This window comes from Paracoccus gahaiensis (genome assembly GCF_005048225.1).
GTDB classification, from domain to species: Bacteria; Pseudomonadota; Alphaproteobacteria; order Rhodobacterales; family Rhodobacteraceae; genus Paracoccus; species Paracoccus gahaiensis.
This window is the reverse complement of the sequence record NZ_SUNI01000012.1, coordinates 89,364-102,360: the sequence shown is the minus strand read 5'-3', so window position 1 is coordinate 102,360 and position 12,997 is coordinate 89,364. Positions and strand designations below refer to the sequence as shown.

The following is a 12,997-nucleotide window of genomic DNA, read 5'->3' as shown; positions in this document are numbered from 1 at the left end:
TTCTGTGTGTTACAGCATAACAAGTCAACCTGAATGTAATACAGTAACGCCCTATGCGGGAGGGATCTGCTGTGCCCCATGACGATGCCATCGCCGCGACCTTCGCGCCCCATGATCACCAGCAATGCGCCAGCCGGGTGCTGGACGAGGCGGCCACGCGGCTGGCGGGGCAGGGCGCCCGGCTGACCCCGGTGCGCCGCCGCACGCTGGAGATCCTGCTGGAAAGCCACCGGGCGATGGGCGCCTACGAGGTGCTGGACCGGCTGGCGGCAGAGGGTTTCGGACGCCAGCCGCCGGTCGCCTATCGCGCGCTGGAATTCCTGGTCACGCATGGCCTGGCGCATCGGCTGCAGCGGCTCAATGCCTTCGCGGCCTGCCTGCATCCGGGCCATGACCACCACCCCGCCTTCCTGATCTGCCGCAGCTGCGACAAGGTGGCCGAGGCCGCCGCCGCGCCCATCCGCGACGCCCTGACCGCCGTCGCCGCGCAGGGCGGCTTCCGGGTGGAGCGCGCGACGGTCGAGGCGCTCGGCCTATGCGCCACCTGCGCCGAGGAGGGCGTGGCATGACCCCCCCTCTGCCGGCGTCGGAGGCGGCGGCAGCGCTGATCGAGTCGCAGGCGCTGACCATCCACCGCCCCGGCACCACCGAGCCGGTCCTGAGCCATGTCGATTTCCGCATCCGGCCCGGAGAGATCGTGACCGTGGTCGGCCCCAACGGATCGGGCAAGTCCTCGCTGATCCGGGCGCTGCTGGGGCATATGCCGCTGGCCTCGGGGCGGGTGACGCGCCGGGCCGGGCTGCGCATCGGCTATGTCCCGCAGCGGGTGCAGCTGGACATCGCCATCCCGATGACCGTGCGCCGCTTCCTGTCGCTGCCCGTCCGCGTGAGCGAGGCCGAGGCCGAGGCCGCGCTGGCCAGCACCGGCGTTCCCGGTCTGGGTCCGCGCCAGCTGACGCAATTGTCGGGCGGCCAGTTCCAGCGCGTGCTGCTGGCCCGCGCGCTGCTGAGCGATCCGCATCTGCTGGTGCTGGACGAGCCCACGCAGGGGCTGGACCAGCCGGGCATCGTCGCCTTCTACCAGCTGATCGAGGAGGTCCGGCGCCGGACCGGGGCCTCGGTGCTGATGGTCAGCCACGACCTGCTGGTGGTCATGCGCTCTTCGGACCGGGTGGTCTGCCTGAACGGGCATGTCTGCTGCGAGGGAAGCCCCCAGCAGGTCAGCACCGCGCCCGAATACCGCGCCCTGTTCGGAGCCGAGGCGGCGGGTACGCTGGCGCTCTATCGCCACAACCATGACCACGACCACGATCATGACCGGGGGCCCGTCACCGTCATGCCAGAAGGCCACCGCCACGGGCCGGGCTGCTCGGCCGATCACGGCCACGGGACAGTGCCCGGGCCATAGGGCAGGGGCCGCGCAAGGAACATCCGATGCTTGACGATTTCTTCATGCGGGCCGTGCTGGCGGGGCTGGGCCTGGCGCTGGTGGCGGGGCCTCTGGGCAGCTTCGTGGTCTGGCGGCGCATGGCCTATTTCGGGGATTCGACCGCCCATGCGGCGATCCTGGGGGTGGCGCTGGCGCTGGCTTTCGACATCTCGATCTATGCGGGCACGCTGGCCGTGGCGGTGTCGATGGCCTGCCTCGTCTCGGCGCTGGTGGCGCGGGGGCAGGCGATGGACACGATGCTGGGGGTGCTGTCCCATTCGGCACTGGCCTTCGGTCTGGTCGCGATCAGCTTCGTGCCGGCGGCGCGGTCGGACCTGTCCGGCTATCTCTTCGGCGACATTCTGGCGGTGGGGCGGGCCGATCTGGCGCTGATCTGGACCGGGGCGGCGCTGGTCCTGGCGATGCTGATCGCGCGCTGGCAGCGGCTGGTGACCTCCAGCCTGAACGAGGAGTTGGCGATGGCCGCCGGGATCGATCCCCGGGTGGAGCGGCTGGTCCTGTCGCTGGCGCTTGCGGTTGTGGTCGCGCTTGCGATTCGCGTCGTAGGGTCCTTGCTGATCTCGGCCATGCTGATCGTGCCGGCGGCGGCGGCCCGCGGATGGGCCCACACGCCCGAGCGGATGGCCGCCGTCGCCGCCCTCATCGCCGCCGCCTCGGTCGTTCTGGGGCTGTGGGCCAGCCTGCGGATGGACACGCCGGCAGGTCCCTCGATCGTGACCGCGGCGGCCTGTTTTTTCGTCCTCTCCCAAGCGCTTCGACGGGGCTAGTGCGCAATTGTCACAGTTTTTCCGGGGGTTTGCAGGGGGTGGAACGAAGGGGTGAATCGCGGGTTGGCCAATATGCAACAGTGCGTACAGGCCCACGGGGGATTCAATCCAATCCAGCTTTTCAACCGTACGGCTTTATGTAACTGTCGCAGCGATGTTGCCAGAGATGGCAGCCGTCAATCGAAACGGAGCATGATCATGACCAAATTCGCTACTTTCGCGGCCGCTCTCGGCCTGACCGCAACTTCGGCTCTGGCCGGTGGCTATGTCGCCCCCGTCGTCGAAGTCGAGCCCGTCATCGTTGAGGAGCGTCCCGCTTCGACCAACGCTGGCCTGGTTGTCCCCGCCCTGCTGCTGCTGGGCGTGATTGCCGCCGTCGCTTCGGACGACGACGACAACGACTCCACCACCGATTGATTCATTCCTTCGGCGCATGCCGGTGGAAGCAGTGAGGGCTGGCCATGTGCCAGCCCTTATTTTTTTTGCCCGATCCCGTGATGCCCGATCCGGGATCAAGCCGGTCGGCGTGACGAAGAAAGGGCCAGAGGTCGCGATGACCCTGGCCCTTTCGCGTAGCGCCTTGGCAAGGCCCTAGGGCCGCAGGGTCTGGATCGTCAGATAGCCCAAGGCCGGGCCGCCCCATTGCCGCGACACCGTGATCTGGCCGCCTTGGACCTGATAGTTGTTCTGGAACGTGACGCCATGGCCGGCGCAGTTCTCGACCATGATGCCGGGATTGGGGCCGGGGCCGGTGGTGCAGTCGAACCGCAGGGGCGTCTCCAGCCCGTCGCCGGTGTAGTAGCGCAGGATGCGCTGCCCCGAGCCGGACTGGCCGTTGCGGATCAGCGTCTCGGTCTGCGGCTCGGTGACGGACATGTCATTGCCCAGACCCCGGGTGCCGACCAGCATGCCGCCGCGCAGGATCAGCGCCTGCTCGTTCGGGGTCATGTAGGTGCGCATGGCCCCGTTCTGGCCGGTCAGGGCCATGATCTGCGTGGTGCCCAGGTTTTCCAAGCCCACCATGATCAGCGGCCCGGGATTGAGGCGCAGCGCCTCCTCGGCGCGCTGCTGCGGGGTGCGGGGTGCGACCGGCGCTTCGGACGACCCGCGACGCGCCGCGACGGCCTCGGCGGCGGCTTGACGCAGGGCGGTGCCGATCCCCGACCCCTCCTGCCCGGCAGGCGTGTTGCTGCAGGCCGAGAGGCCCATCAGCAACGCGCAGGCGGCCATCCCCGCGCGAACGTGATATCCGATCATCGCCAGAACCTCCCCCAGCCTTGGTAAATCTGCGTCGCATGGCTGTCGCGGACGCGGTCGTACAGCCCGTCGGTCCGCACGCGGGATCCGCCGTCGCGCGACAGCGACCGCAGGGTGCCGCCCACGCGTTGCGTGCTGGGCTGGCCGGTGGCCCAGGCCAGCGGAATGGATATCGTCAGCCCCTTGTCGAAGGATCCTTCGCCGAACTCTTCTGCGCTCAGGTCGGTCTCGGTCGCATAGGCGCCCACGCGCCATCCGTTCGCGAATTCGCGCGTGACGCTGAGCGTCGCGCCGACATCCCCGGCCAGATAGCGGCCGACATCGACCTGAGCCGTGTAGCCCTGCCCGAACTCGTAATAGGCCGACACATGCCCGGTGGTCACCTCGTAGTCGCGGAACCCCAGCCCGCCGTCGAAGTCCCGCTTGCGCACGCGATTCACCTCGGCGCCGAAGGCCAGGGGCGAGTTCACCGGCTTCCACAGGGCCTCGGCCGAGACGCCGCCATAGGCGCGCTCCAGCAGGCCGACGGTCACGCGGGAATAGACCTGATCGGTCGGCCGCGCGAACCAGGCCAGCGTCAGGTCGGGAATGGTCGGGCTGGTCGTGCCGGAATACATGCGGCTGTCCGAGCGCACGCGCGGCACGCCGTTCCCGGCAATGTCGCTGTCCTGCGCCTCGTACTCGTCAGGCGACAGCCCGCCCGGCGCCTCCTTGTCGATCGATCCGAAGGCTCGCTGGCGGATCGCGCCGCTCAAGACCAGCCCCGGAACGATCTCGTAGCTGGCCCGGGCCTCTGCCCCCACCTCGTAGCGGAAGGGATCGCTCGGATCGAACAGCGAGGTCGCCAGATAGGGCCCCAGGTTCCAGGTGAAGCGCTGGTAGGCGCCGGGGGTGCGCACCAGATCGCCCGGATAGGGCACCGCGTCGGACAGGACCGAGGCCTGCGCGATCTGCCCGACCTCAGTGTTCTCCAGCCGCTCGACATCCGACCGCCGCAGCGTCACCGACGAGACCGGGATGCCGCGTTCGACCAGGGTGATGACGAAGGTCTCGACCGAGGGGGGCAGGGCGCGGGTCATCAGACGCGCGGTGCGCCCCACGGCCTCGGCCTGATGGACATAGCGGGTGTTGCGGATGCGCACCTCGGCCCGCGTCGGGGCAAGCGCCATGCTTTGCAGGATCTGGCCTTCGCCGGCCAGCGCATTGGACAGGGCCGTCTGGATGGCCGGCTGCGCGGTCGGGTCCTGCGACCACTGCCCCGACCAGCCCTCGGGATCGGCGGCCCGCGCGGGACGCGGACGTACCGGTGCCGGGGCGGGTTCCAGACCCGAGGGATAGACCGCATCGCGCGGGTTCAGCGCCACGGTGAACTGCGCGCCGATCGTCTCGGAGCCGATCGTGTAGAGGCCCAGCTGATAGGACCGGCCCATCTGATAGGTCAGACCCAGGTTGACGCGCCCCGGCTCGGTGTCGCCCTGCTGCTGGGTGACCAGCGCGCCGCTGTTCAGGCGGTACTGGGCGCGATAGATGTCGTTCGAATATTCGGCCTGCAGGTTCAGGCGGTCGCTGACCTGCCAGCTGACCGAGGCGAAGGGCGCGGCGCCGCCCCGGAACCAGTCCTCGACATTCGCGGTGCCGCCCTCGTCGCCGGCATCGATGATCCGGGGCTTGCCCGCAAGGGTTCCCCAGCCCAGACCGGCGCTGGCGCGGATGGTGGGCGTGATGTTGCGCGTGGCGACGATATACTCGCCGGAATAGACCCCGGTGCCCAGGAAATCCTGCAACCCGATCGCGATGGCCGGCCGCCAGCCATCCTCATCGACCAGCTGATAGCGGAAGTCGAAGGACCGGTCATAGATCGACCCGGAATTGCGGGCGTCGTTGATGCCCTCGATGCGGGAATAGCGGAAGGCCGTGGTCAGACGCGGGGTCAGCTGGAACAGCACGTTGCTGCGCAGCGCGTAATCCGACAGCGAGACGGTGGCCGCCAGCGTTCCCTCGGCCATCGCCTCGGCGGTGGGCGTGTCGATGCCGCCGGGCATGCCATAGGTGGACATGTTGCGCGCCAGCATCGGGTCGGCCGTCGCGATGCCAATCCCCGAGCCCACGATCAGGGCTAGGGGCAGGGTGGTGGCCATCAGCTGGCGGGTCAGGCGCGAGCGGCGCATCGGGCGGCTTCCTTTCGACGGCGGGATCGGCAGTTCAAGATGTTCAGGCGCAGTGGCAGGCTTGGCCCGGCGGATCGACACACGACTGCGTGAGGACCCGCCGCGGCCGGGGTCATCCTGCCGCCGGGGCGGCCTCGGCCCGGGGCGAGGTGGCGGGGGCTGCAGCCTCGGCGGACGGCGTCGCAGCAACCGGCGCCGCAGCCGCCGGAGCGGCCTCGACGGGGGCCGGTTCGACCGGGGCGGGCGCGGCGCCGGGGGTGCCGCAGCCCAGCTGGGCCTCTCCGGCGACGGTCAGCCGGGCGGTCAGGGGCAGGCGGGCGCCCGACATGCTGTCGCGGCACCGTTCCGCGCGGAGGTTGACGACGAAGGGCCGCCCGTTCAGCACGCCGATATATTCGACGCCCTGGTTAAAGACCAACCGGTTCACCGGGATCTGCCGCCCCGAGGGGCTGTCCGGCGTGCGATAGGTGGCGGTGTTGCCGGCGATCTCGACGGTCCAGCCGGGCTCGTTCCCGCCCGCCAGGAAGGCGGTGTTGCGATAGGTCAGCGGCTCGGCCATCGAGATGGGGCGCGGTGCGGCCTCGGCGGTCTCGATCGGCTGCTCCAGCGGGGACACCGCGGGGGGGCGCGGCCCGGCGGGCTGTTCGGGTTGGGCTTCCGCCTGATCCAGGCCGATGCCACGGCGCAGATCGGACAAAGCCTGGGTGTCGCAGGCCGCCAGCGGCAGGATCAGCAGGGCGAGGGAGGCAAGACGGGGGAGCATGGGGCAGGGGCCTTCCGGGTAAGTGTTCGCCAAGCGTTACCAATCACAACCCGAGGGGGCAAGCACCACGCCCCCTCTGGCAGGCATCCGCAGTCATTTGCCCGACAGGGGACAGGGTGTTGCAGCGCTATGATATTTGTTCATTTCCGGCTTTGGACGGGCTATCTCATGGGTTCTTCGTTGAATTGGAGGATGAAAAGGGGCCATGGTCTGCAGATGTTCTTTTTGGTGGCGTTGACGACATGATCCCTGCGGACCTCGGCCATGACACCGCTGCCCTGCGCCTCGAGACCCCGCGGTTCTCGTGGAACGACAGTCCGATGGGGCGGGCGATCCGTGCCTTCGACTGGTCGACGACGCCCCTCGGCCCGATCTCGGGCTGGTCGGTCTCGCTGCTGACCTCGGTGCGGATCATGCTGGGCCAGAGCCACGCGGCCTGCATGTTCTGGGGCCCCGATCTGACCATGCTCTACAACGACGCCTATGCCCCGGTCCTGGGCCGGAAGGAGGCGCGCGCCTTGGGCCAGCCGTTCCGGCGGATCTGGGCGGATGTCTGGAACGACGTCAAGCCGCTGGTCGACCAGACCCTGTCCGGGCGCGGCACCTATTCCGAAGAGATGCGGCTGATCATGACCCGCAACGGTTTCGATGAGGAAACCTTCTGGACCTTCAGCTACAGCCCCCTGCACGACGATGACGGCGTCGTGGCCGGGTTGATGAACGTCACCGTGGACGTGACCGCGCTGGTTCAGGCGCGGCGCAACCAGCAGGTGATGCAGGAGGAACTGCTGCACCGCATCAAGAACATCCTGTCGGTGACCTCGACGGTGGTGTCCTCCAGCCTGCGCAACGCCGAGACGATCCAGGAGGCCCGCGACAGCGTCGGCGCGCGGATCATGGCGCTGGCCAAGGCGCAGGGCCTGTTCACCGGCCTCGGCGACAGCGCCGACATCACCGAGGTCATGGCCCGGTCGATCGGCGCGCATCTGGTCGGCAACGACCGCATCCGCCTGTCCGGCCCCTCGGTGCCGCTGAGCAGCCAGCAGGCCGTGGGCCTGTCGCTGGCGCTGTACGAGCTGGCGACGAACGCGGCCAAGTACGGCGCTCTGGCCAGCCCGCAGGGCGCGGTCGACCTGAGCTGGTCGGTCGAGGGTGACCATTTCGGGCTGGACTGGCAGGAAAGCGGCGGCGCGGCGGTCGAGGCGCCCACGCGCGAGGGTTTCGGCTCGCGGCTGGTCAACCAGATCGTCCCGGCCTATTTCGACGGCGAGGGGCTGGCGGAATACCTGCCGCAGGGCCTGCATTACCGCCTGCGCGGGCGCCTGACGCCCTAGCAGTTGGGGACGTTGACGGCGAGGCCGCCAAGCGAGGTCTCCTTGTACTTCTCCGACATGTCGCGGCCAGTCTGGCGCATCGTCTCGATGGCGGCGTCCAGCGGCACGATATGGTGGCCGTCGCCGCGCAGGGCCAGGCTGGCCGCCGCGACGGCCTTGATGGCGCCCAGCCCGTTCCGTTCGATGCAGGGCACCTGGACCAGACCGCGCACCGGGTCGCAGGTCATGCCCAGATGATGTTCCAGCGCGATCTCGGCGGCGTTCTCGATCTGGCCGGGGGTGCCGCCCAGCACGGCGGCCAGCCCCGCTGCGGCCATCGCCGCCGCGCTGCCCACCTCGGCCTGGCAGCCGCATTCCGCGCCCGAGATCGAGGCGTTGTGCTTGATCAGCCCGCCCACCGCCGCCGCCGTCAGCAGGAAGTCGGGCAGCAGCCGTTCGGAGGCGCCGGGCACATGGTCCAGCCAATAGCGGATCACTGCCGGCACGGTGCCCGCCGCGCCATTGGTGGGAGCGGTGACGACGGCGCCGCCGGCGGCGTTCTCCTCGTTCACGGCCATTGCATAGGTCGACATCCAGTCGTTGATGACATGGGGCGCGGTCATGTTCAGCCCGCGCTCGGCCTGCAGCGTGTCGTGGATGGCCTTGGCGCGGCGGCGCACGTTCAGGCCGCCGGGCAGGATGCCCTCGGTCGCCAGGCCCCGGTCCATGCAGTCGCGCATCGCCTGCCAGATGCCTGCTAGCCCGGCATCCAGATCGGCCTGGCTGCGAAAGCACAGCTCATTCGCCGCCTTCATGCGGGCAATGGATTTGCCTGATTTTTCAGCCATCTGCAACATCTCGGCAGCGCTGGCAAAGGGGAAGGGCACGGCGGCGACCGCATCGCTGCGATCCTCGGTCCCGCGCGCGGCCAGTTCCGCGTCGGTCATCACGAAGCCGCCCCCGATCGAGTAATAGATCTGCTGGAACAGCACGTCGCCCTGCGCATCGGTCGCCTGCAGCGTCATGCCGTTGGCATGGCCGGGCAGCACGGTGTCGTAGTCGAAGCGCAGGTCGCGGTCGGGATCGAAGGCCATCGGCTGCAGGCCGGGCGGGGTCAGGCGGCCCGTGGCGCGGTTTTCGGCCAGCGCGGCCTCGGCGGCTTCCATGTCCATGCGGGCCGGGGTAAAGCCTGCAAGGCCAAGGATCGTGGCGCGATCCGTGGCGTGTCCCTTGCCGGTGAAGGCCAGGCTGCCATGCAGGCTGGCGCGCAGCCCCTTCGCCTGAAAGGGCTGGCCCTGCAGCGCCTCGAGGAACCGCGCGGCGGCGACCATCGGCCCCATCGTATGCGAGGACGAGGGCCCCACCCCCAGCTTGAACAGATCGAAGACCGACAGAAACATGACATCTCCCCTGAGCGCATCCACCCATCCAATCACGCCCGGCGGCTGGCCGCCATGCCCCCCTGCGACGCTTTCGCCCCCCGGATGCGACACGGGCGGGATCCGCCCTTGGGCGCGGGGGGTGCCCAAAACTGTTGCAACATGCCCCCATTTCGTGCAACTGGGTCGCGCCTGCGAATTGGGCAGGCCGGGCCCTCCCTGCCCTTCTTGCAGGCGGCGGCGCGCGGGGCGAAGGAACAGGACATGAGATTGCCCGACCCCATCCGTCTTGGCGCCACGCCCCTGGGTCCGCCGGTCTTCCTGGCGCCGATGGCCGGCATCACGGACCTGCCGTTCCGCCGCGCCGTCGCGCGCTTCGGCGCCGGGCTGATGGTCTCCGAGATGGTCGCCTCGACCGAGATGGTGACGCCCCGCCCCTCGACTCGGGCCTCTGTCCGCGCGAAGGCCCTGACCGAAGGCGCGCTGCCGGTCAGCGTGCAGATCGCCGGGCGCGAGGCGGGGCCGATGGCCCAGACCGCCCGCATGGTCGAGGACATGGGCGCGCGGATCATCGACATCAACATGGGCTGCCCGGCCAAGAAGGTGACGGGCGGGCTGTCAGGCGCGGCCTTGATGCGCGATCTGGACCATGCGCTGAGCCTGATCGACGCGGTGGTGGGCGCGGTCTCGGTGCCGGTGACGCTGAAGATGCGCTTGGGCTGGGACGACGATTGCCTGAACGCCGCCGAACTGGCGGCGCGGGCGCGTGATGCGGGGGTGGCGATGCTGACCGTGCATGGCCGCACCCGGGCGCAGTTCTACAAGGGCCAAGCCGACTGGCAGGCGATCCGCACCGTGGCCGACCTGCCCGGGCGCCCGCCGCTGGTGGCCAATGGCGACGTAACCGACGGCGCCAGCGCCCGGGCCGCGCTGGCCCGGTCGGGGGCCGAGGCGGTGATGGTCGGGCGCGGCGCGCAGGGGCGGCCCTGGGTGCTGGCGCAGATCGCCCATGACCTGTGGGGCTGCCCCGCGCCCCTGATCCCGCAGGGCGCCGCGCTGGCCGATCTGGTCGAGGCCCATTACCTGGACATCCTGGACTTCTACGGGGCCGATCCCGGCCTGCGCGTCGCGCGCAAGCATCTGGGCTGGTATGCCGAGGCGGCGGGCGCCCCCCTGCGCGACCAGATGCTGCGCGCGCCCAGCCCCGCGGCGACGGTCGAGCTGATCCGCCGCGCCTTCGCAGATGCGCCGGGGCGGGCCGCCGCATGACCCGCCCCCGGGATTTCCGCGTGATCTCGCCCGGCCCGGGATGGGAGGCGCTGCCGCTGCCCGCGCTGATCCTGGACGCCTCGGGACGGGTCGCGGCGATGAACGACGCCGCCGAGATCTGGCTGAACATCTCGCGCAATTCCACCCTGGGCCGGGTCCTTGAGGGGGACGAGTTGTCCACCCGCCTGCGCCTGTCCCCCAGCCTCGGTCCGCTGATCGCCCGCGTGCGGGCCAGCGACGAGGCGCTCTATCAGACCTCGGTCGTCTTCGAGATCGGCGACCGCGCGGGGGGCCATCAGGCGCGGCGCGCGGCGGTCCATGCGGGGGCGGGCGGGGCCACGGGGGGCGCGGTGACGCTGCTGATCGTGCCGCAGGACGATGACGGGCTGCATCAGGCCCGCCATGTGCGCAGCGCGGCGCGCAGTGCCATCGGCATGGCCGAGATGCTGGCCCACGAGATCAAGAACCCGCTGGCGGGCATAAGGGGCGCGGCGCAGCTGATGGCGATGAACGCCACCCCCGAGGACCGCGAGATGGCCGAGATGATCGTCAGCGAATCGCGCCGGATCGTGGCGCTGCTGGATCAGGTGGAACGCTTCGGCGACACCTCCGAACCCAAGCTGGCGGCGCTGAACGTGCATGACGTGCTGGAACAGGTCCGCCGGTCCGCGCAGGTGGGCTTCGCGCGCGGCGTGCAGGTGGTGACGGACTACGACCCCTCGCTGCCGCCGGCGCTGGCCGATGCGGACCAGCTGGTGCAGGTCTGCCTGAACCTCGTGAAGAACGCCGCCGAGGCGCTGGAGGGCAAGGCCGGCGGCACCATCCGCCTGCGCACCCATTACGACCACACCCTGCGCCATCCCCCCGACGAGACCGACCCCGCCGGCCGCCCGCTGCCCTTGCAGATCGAGATCGAGGACAACGGCCCGGGCTTTCCCCCCGCCATCGCCGACCAGGTCTTCGAGCCCTTCGTCTCGGGCCGCGAGAACGGCACCGGGCTGGGGCTGGCGCTGGTCAGCAAGATCATCACCGACCACGGCGCGCTGATCCGCGTGGACAGCAAGCCCGGTCGCACCGTGTTCCGCATTTCCCTGCCCAAGGCATAAGGACCTCACCCCATGGACGGCACCGTTCTGATCGCTGACGACGACCGCACCATCCGCACGGTGCTGACGCAGGCGCTGACCCGCGCGGGCTGCCGGGTCCATGCGACGGGCAGCCTGGCGCAGCTGTCCAAATGGGTCGAGGAGGGGCGCGGCGATCTGGTCATCACCGACGTGATGATGCCTGACGGCAACGGCATCGACCGCATCCCCGCCATCCGCGAGGCGCGGCCCGATCTGCCGGTGATCGTCATCTCGGCCCAGAACACCATCGTCACCGCGATCCGCGCGACCGAGGCCGAGGCCTTCGAATACCTGCCCAAGCCCTTCGATCTGCCCGACCTGATGGCCAAGGCCAACCAGGCCCTGTCGCGCCGCCCGCGCAAGTCCGATCCCATGCCCGACCCGCTGCCCCTGCCGCGCGAGGCCGCCGATCCGGCCATGCCGCTGATCGGGCACGCGCCCTCGATGCAGGCGCTGTTCCGGATGGTGGCGCGGGTGCTGAACGCCGATCTGCCGGTAATCATCGCGGGCGAGGCGGGGGTGGGCAAGACCACCATCGCGCGCAGCTTTCACGAGCTGTCGGACCGCCGCGACCGGGGGCTGGCGGTCCTGACCTCGTCGGATGCCGGAGAGGACGCGATCGCGCGCGCTGCCGACAAGGCGCGCGGCGGCACCATCGTGATCGAGAACCCGGCGGGCTTCGACGCCGCCGCGCAGGCCCGGCTGATCGGGCTGATCGAGGCGATGGAATCGGGGCCGGACCGTGCGCAGGCGCCGCGCGTGGTGGCGACCACCGGGGCCGATCCGCAATCGGACGTGGCCGGGGGGCGGCTGCGGTCGGATCTGTATTACCGGCTGGCGGGGGTGACGGTCAGCGTGCCGCCTCTGCGGGCCCGGGTGGACGACATCCTGCCGCTCGCCGCGCATCTTCTGGCCCGCGCGGCGGCGCAGGGCCTGCCCGAGCGGATGCTGTCGGACGAGGCGGCCAGCCTGCTGCGCGCCCATCCCTTCCCCGGGAATGTGCGCGAATTGGAAAACATGATGCGCCGCCTGGCCCTGACCGCCAGCGGCGCGGCGATCAGCCTGTCCGAGATGCGCGAGGCGCTGACCCAGCAGACCGGCCACCGCGCGCCCCCTCCGGCGCCCAGCTCGGCCAGCGGTCCTGCCCCGCAACCGCCCGAGCCCACCGGGCAGGCCAGCCTGCCGCAGGCCGGATCGCGCCTGTCGGATTCGGTCGAGGCGCATCTGCAGCGCTATTTCGACCTGCATGGCGACGCGCTGCCGCCTCCGGGCCTTTACGACCGCATCCTGCGCGAGGTCGAACGCCCGCTGCTGCAGGTGGCGCTGGATGCGACCGGCGGAAACCAGCTGCGCTGCGCAGACCTTTTGGGCATCAATCGCAATACCTTGCGCAAGAAGCTGACCGAGCTGAATATCGAGGTGACACGGCGCCGCAAACTGATGTAAAACCGCCACAGGGGGCAGCGCGAAGGACACGCGCCGCCCACGAACAAAAGCCGCGCAA

Annotated in this window: 12 protein-coding genes; 8 read left to right on the top strand and 4 right to left on the bottom strand. The window is 70.0% G+C overall.

Features of this window, described 5'->3' with window-relative positions:
* Window positions 1–71: 71 nt before the first annotated feature.
* From FA743_RS12885 to FA743_RS12870, 4 genes are all read left to right on the top strand, one after another.
* Window positions 72–569 carry a Fur family transcriptional regulator gene (locus FA743_RS12885; protein WP_246054953.1) on the top strand — a complete coding sequence of 166 codons (498 nt, stop codon included), beginning with the start codon at window positions 72–74 and terminating at the stop codon, window positions 567–569.
* Window positions 566–1,408, top strand: a complete 843-nt coding sequence (locus FA743_RS12880; RefSeq protein ID WP_136886511.1) for a metal ABC transporter ATP-binding protein — start codon at window positions 566–568, stop codon at window positions 1,406–1,408. The genes FA743_RS12885 and FA743_RS12880 overlap by 4 nt, the downstream gene beginning before the upstream one ends.
* A 26-nt stretch (window positions 1,409–1,434) precedes the next feature.
* A complete protein-coding gene (locus FA743_RS12875) occupies window positions 1,435–2,217 on the top strand; it encodes a metal ABC transporter permease (RefSeq protein WP_136886510.1) in 783 nt (260 codons plus the stop codon).
* A 198-nt stretch (window positions 2,218–2,415) separates the two neighbouring features.
* Window positions 2,416–2,634, top strand: a complete 219-nt coding sequence (locus FA743_RS12870; RefSeq protein ID WP_425467186.1) for a hypothetical protein — start codon at window positions 2,416–2,418, stop codon at window positions 2,632–2,634.
* A 174-nt stretch (window positions 2,635–2,808) separates the two neighbouring features.
* Here FA743_RS12870 and FA743_RS12865 read toward each other — a convergent pair whose 3' ends face one another.
* The 3 genes from FA743_RS12865 to FA743_RS12855 form a co-directional block, all read right to left on the bottom strand.
* Window positions 2,809–3,474, bottom strand: coding sequence for a YjbF family lipoprotein (locus FA743_RS12865; protein WP_246054952.1), 666 nt, complete (start codon window positions 3,472–3,474; stop codon window positions 2,809–2,811).
* Window positions 3,471–5,642, bottom strand: a complete 2,172-nt coding sequence (locus FA743_RS12860; RefSeq protein WP_136886508.1) for a YjbH domain-containing protein — start codon at window positions 5,640–5,642, stop codon at window positions 3,471–3,473. The genes FA743_RS12865 and FA743_RS12860 overlap by 4 nt, the downstream gene beginning before the upstream one ends.
* Window positions 5,643–5,754: 112 nt before the next feature.
* On the bottom strand, window positions 5,755–6,405 hold the full coding sequence (locus FA743_RS12855; protein ID WP_136886507.1) for a COG3650 family protein: 651 nt from the start codon (window positions 6,403–6,405) through the stop codon (window positions 5,755–5,757).
* A 242-nt stretch (window positions 6,406–6,647) separates the two neighbouring features.
* Between FA743_RS12855 and FA743_RS12850 the strand changes: the two genes are divergently transcribed.
* On the top strand, window positions 6,648–7,739 hold the full coding sequence (locus tag FA743_RS12850) for a sensor histidine kinase (RefSeq protein WP_211242271.1): 1,092 nt from the start codon (window positions 6,648–6,650) through the stop codon (window positions 7,737–7,739).
* Here the strand turns inward: FA743_RS12850 and FA743_RS12845 are convergent.
* Complete coding sequence (locus FA743_RS12845; RefSeq protein WP_136886506.1) at window positions 7,736–9,118, bottom strand: L-serine ammonia-lyase; 1,383 nt, start codon at window positions 9,116–9,118, stop codon at window positions 7,736–7,738. The genes FA743_RS12850 and FA743_RS12845 overlap by 4 nt on opposite strands.
* Before the next feature lie 243 nt (window positions 9,119–9,361).
* On the opposite strand from FA743_RS12845, the gene dusB reads away from it, so the two are divergent.
* From dusB to FA743_RS12830, 3 genes are read left to right on the top strand one after another with little or no spacing between them, the layout of a single operon-like run.
* On the top strand, window positions 9,362–10,366 hold the full coding sequence (dusB, locus tag FA743_RS12840) for a tRNA dihydrouridine synthase DusB (RefSeq protein ID WP_136886505.1): 1,005 nt from the start codon (window positions 9,362–9,364) through the stop codon (window positions 10,364–10,366).
* Complete coding sequence (locus FA743_RS12835) at window positions 10,363–11,472, top strand: two-component system sensor histidine kinase NtrB (protein WP_136886504.1); 1,110 nt, start codon at window positions 10,363–10,365, stop codon at window positions 11,470–11,472. The genes dusB and FA743_RS12835 overlap by 4 nt, the downstream gene beginning before the upstream one ends.
* 12 nt (window positions 11,473–11,484) lie before the next feature.
* Window positions 11,485–12,939, top strand: coding sequence for a response regulator (locus FA743_RS12830; RefSeq protein WP_136886503.1), 1,455 nt, complete (start codon window positions 11,485–11,487; stop codon window positions 12,937–12,939).
* Window positions 12,940–12,997: the final 58 nt, after the last annotated feature.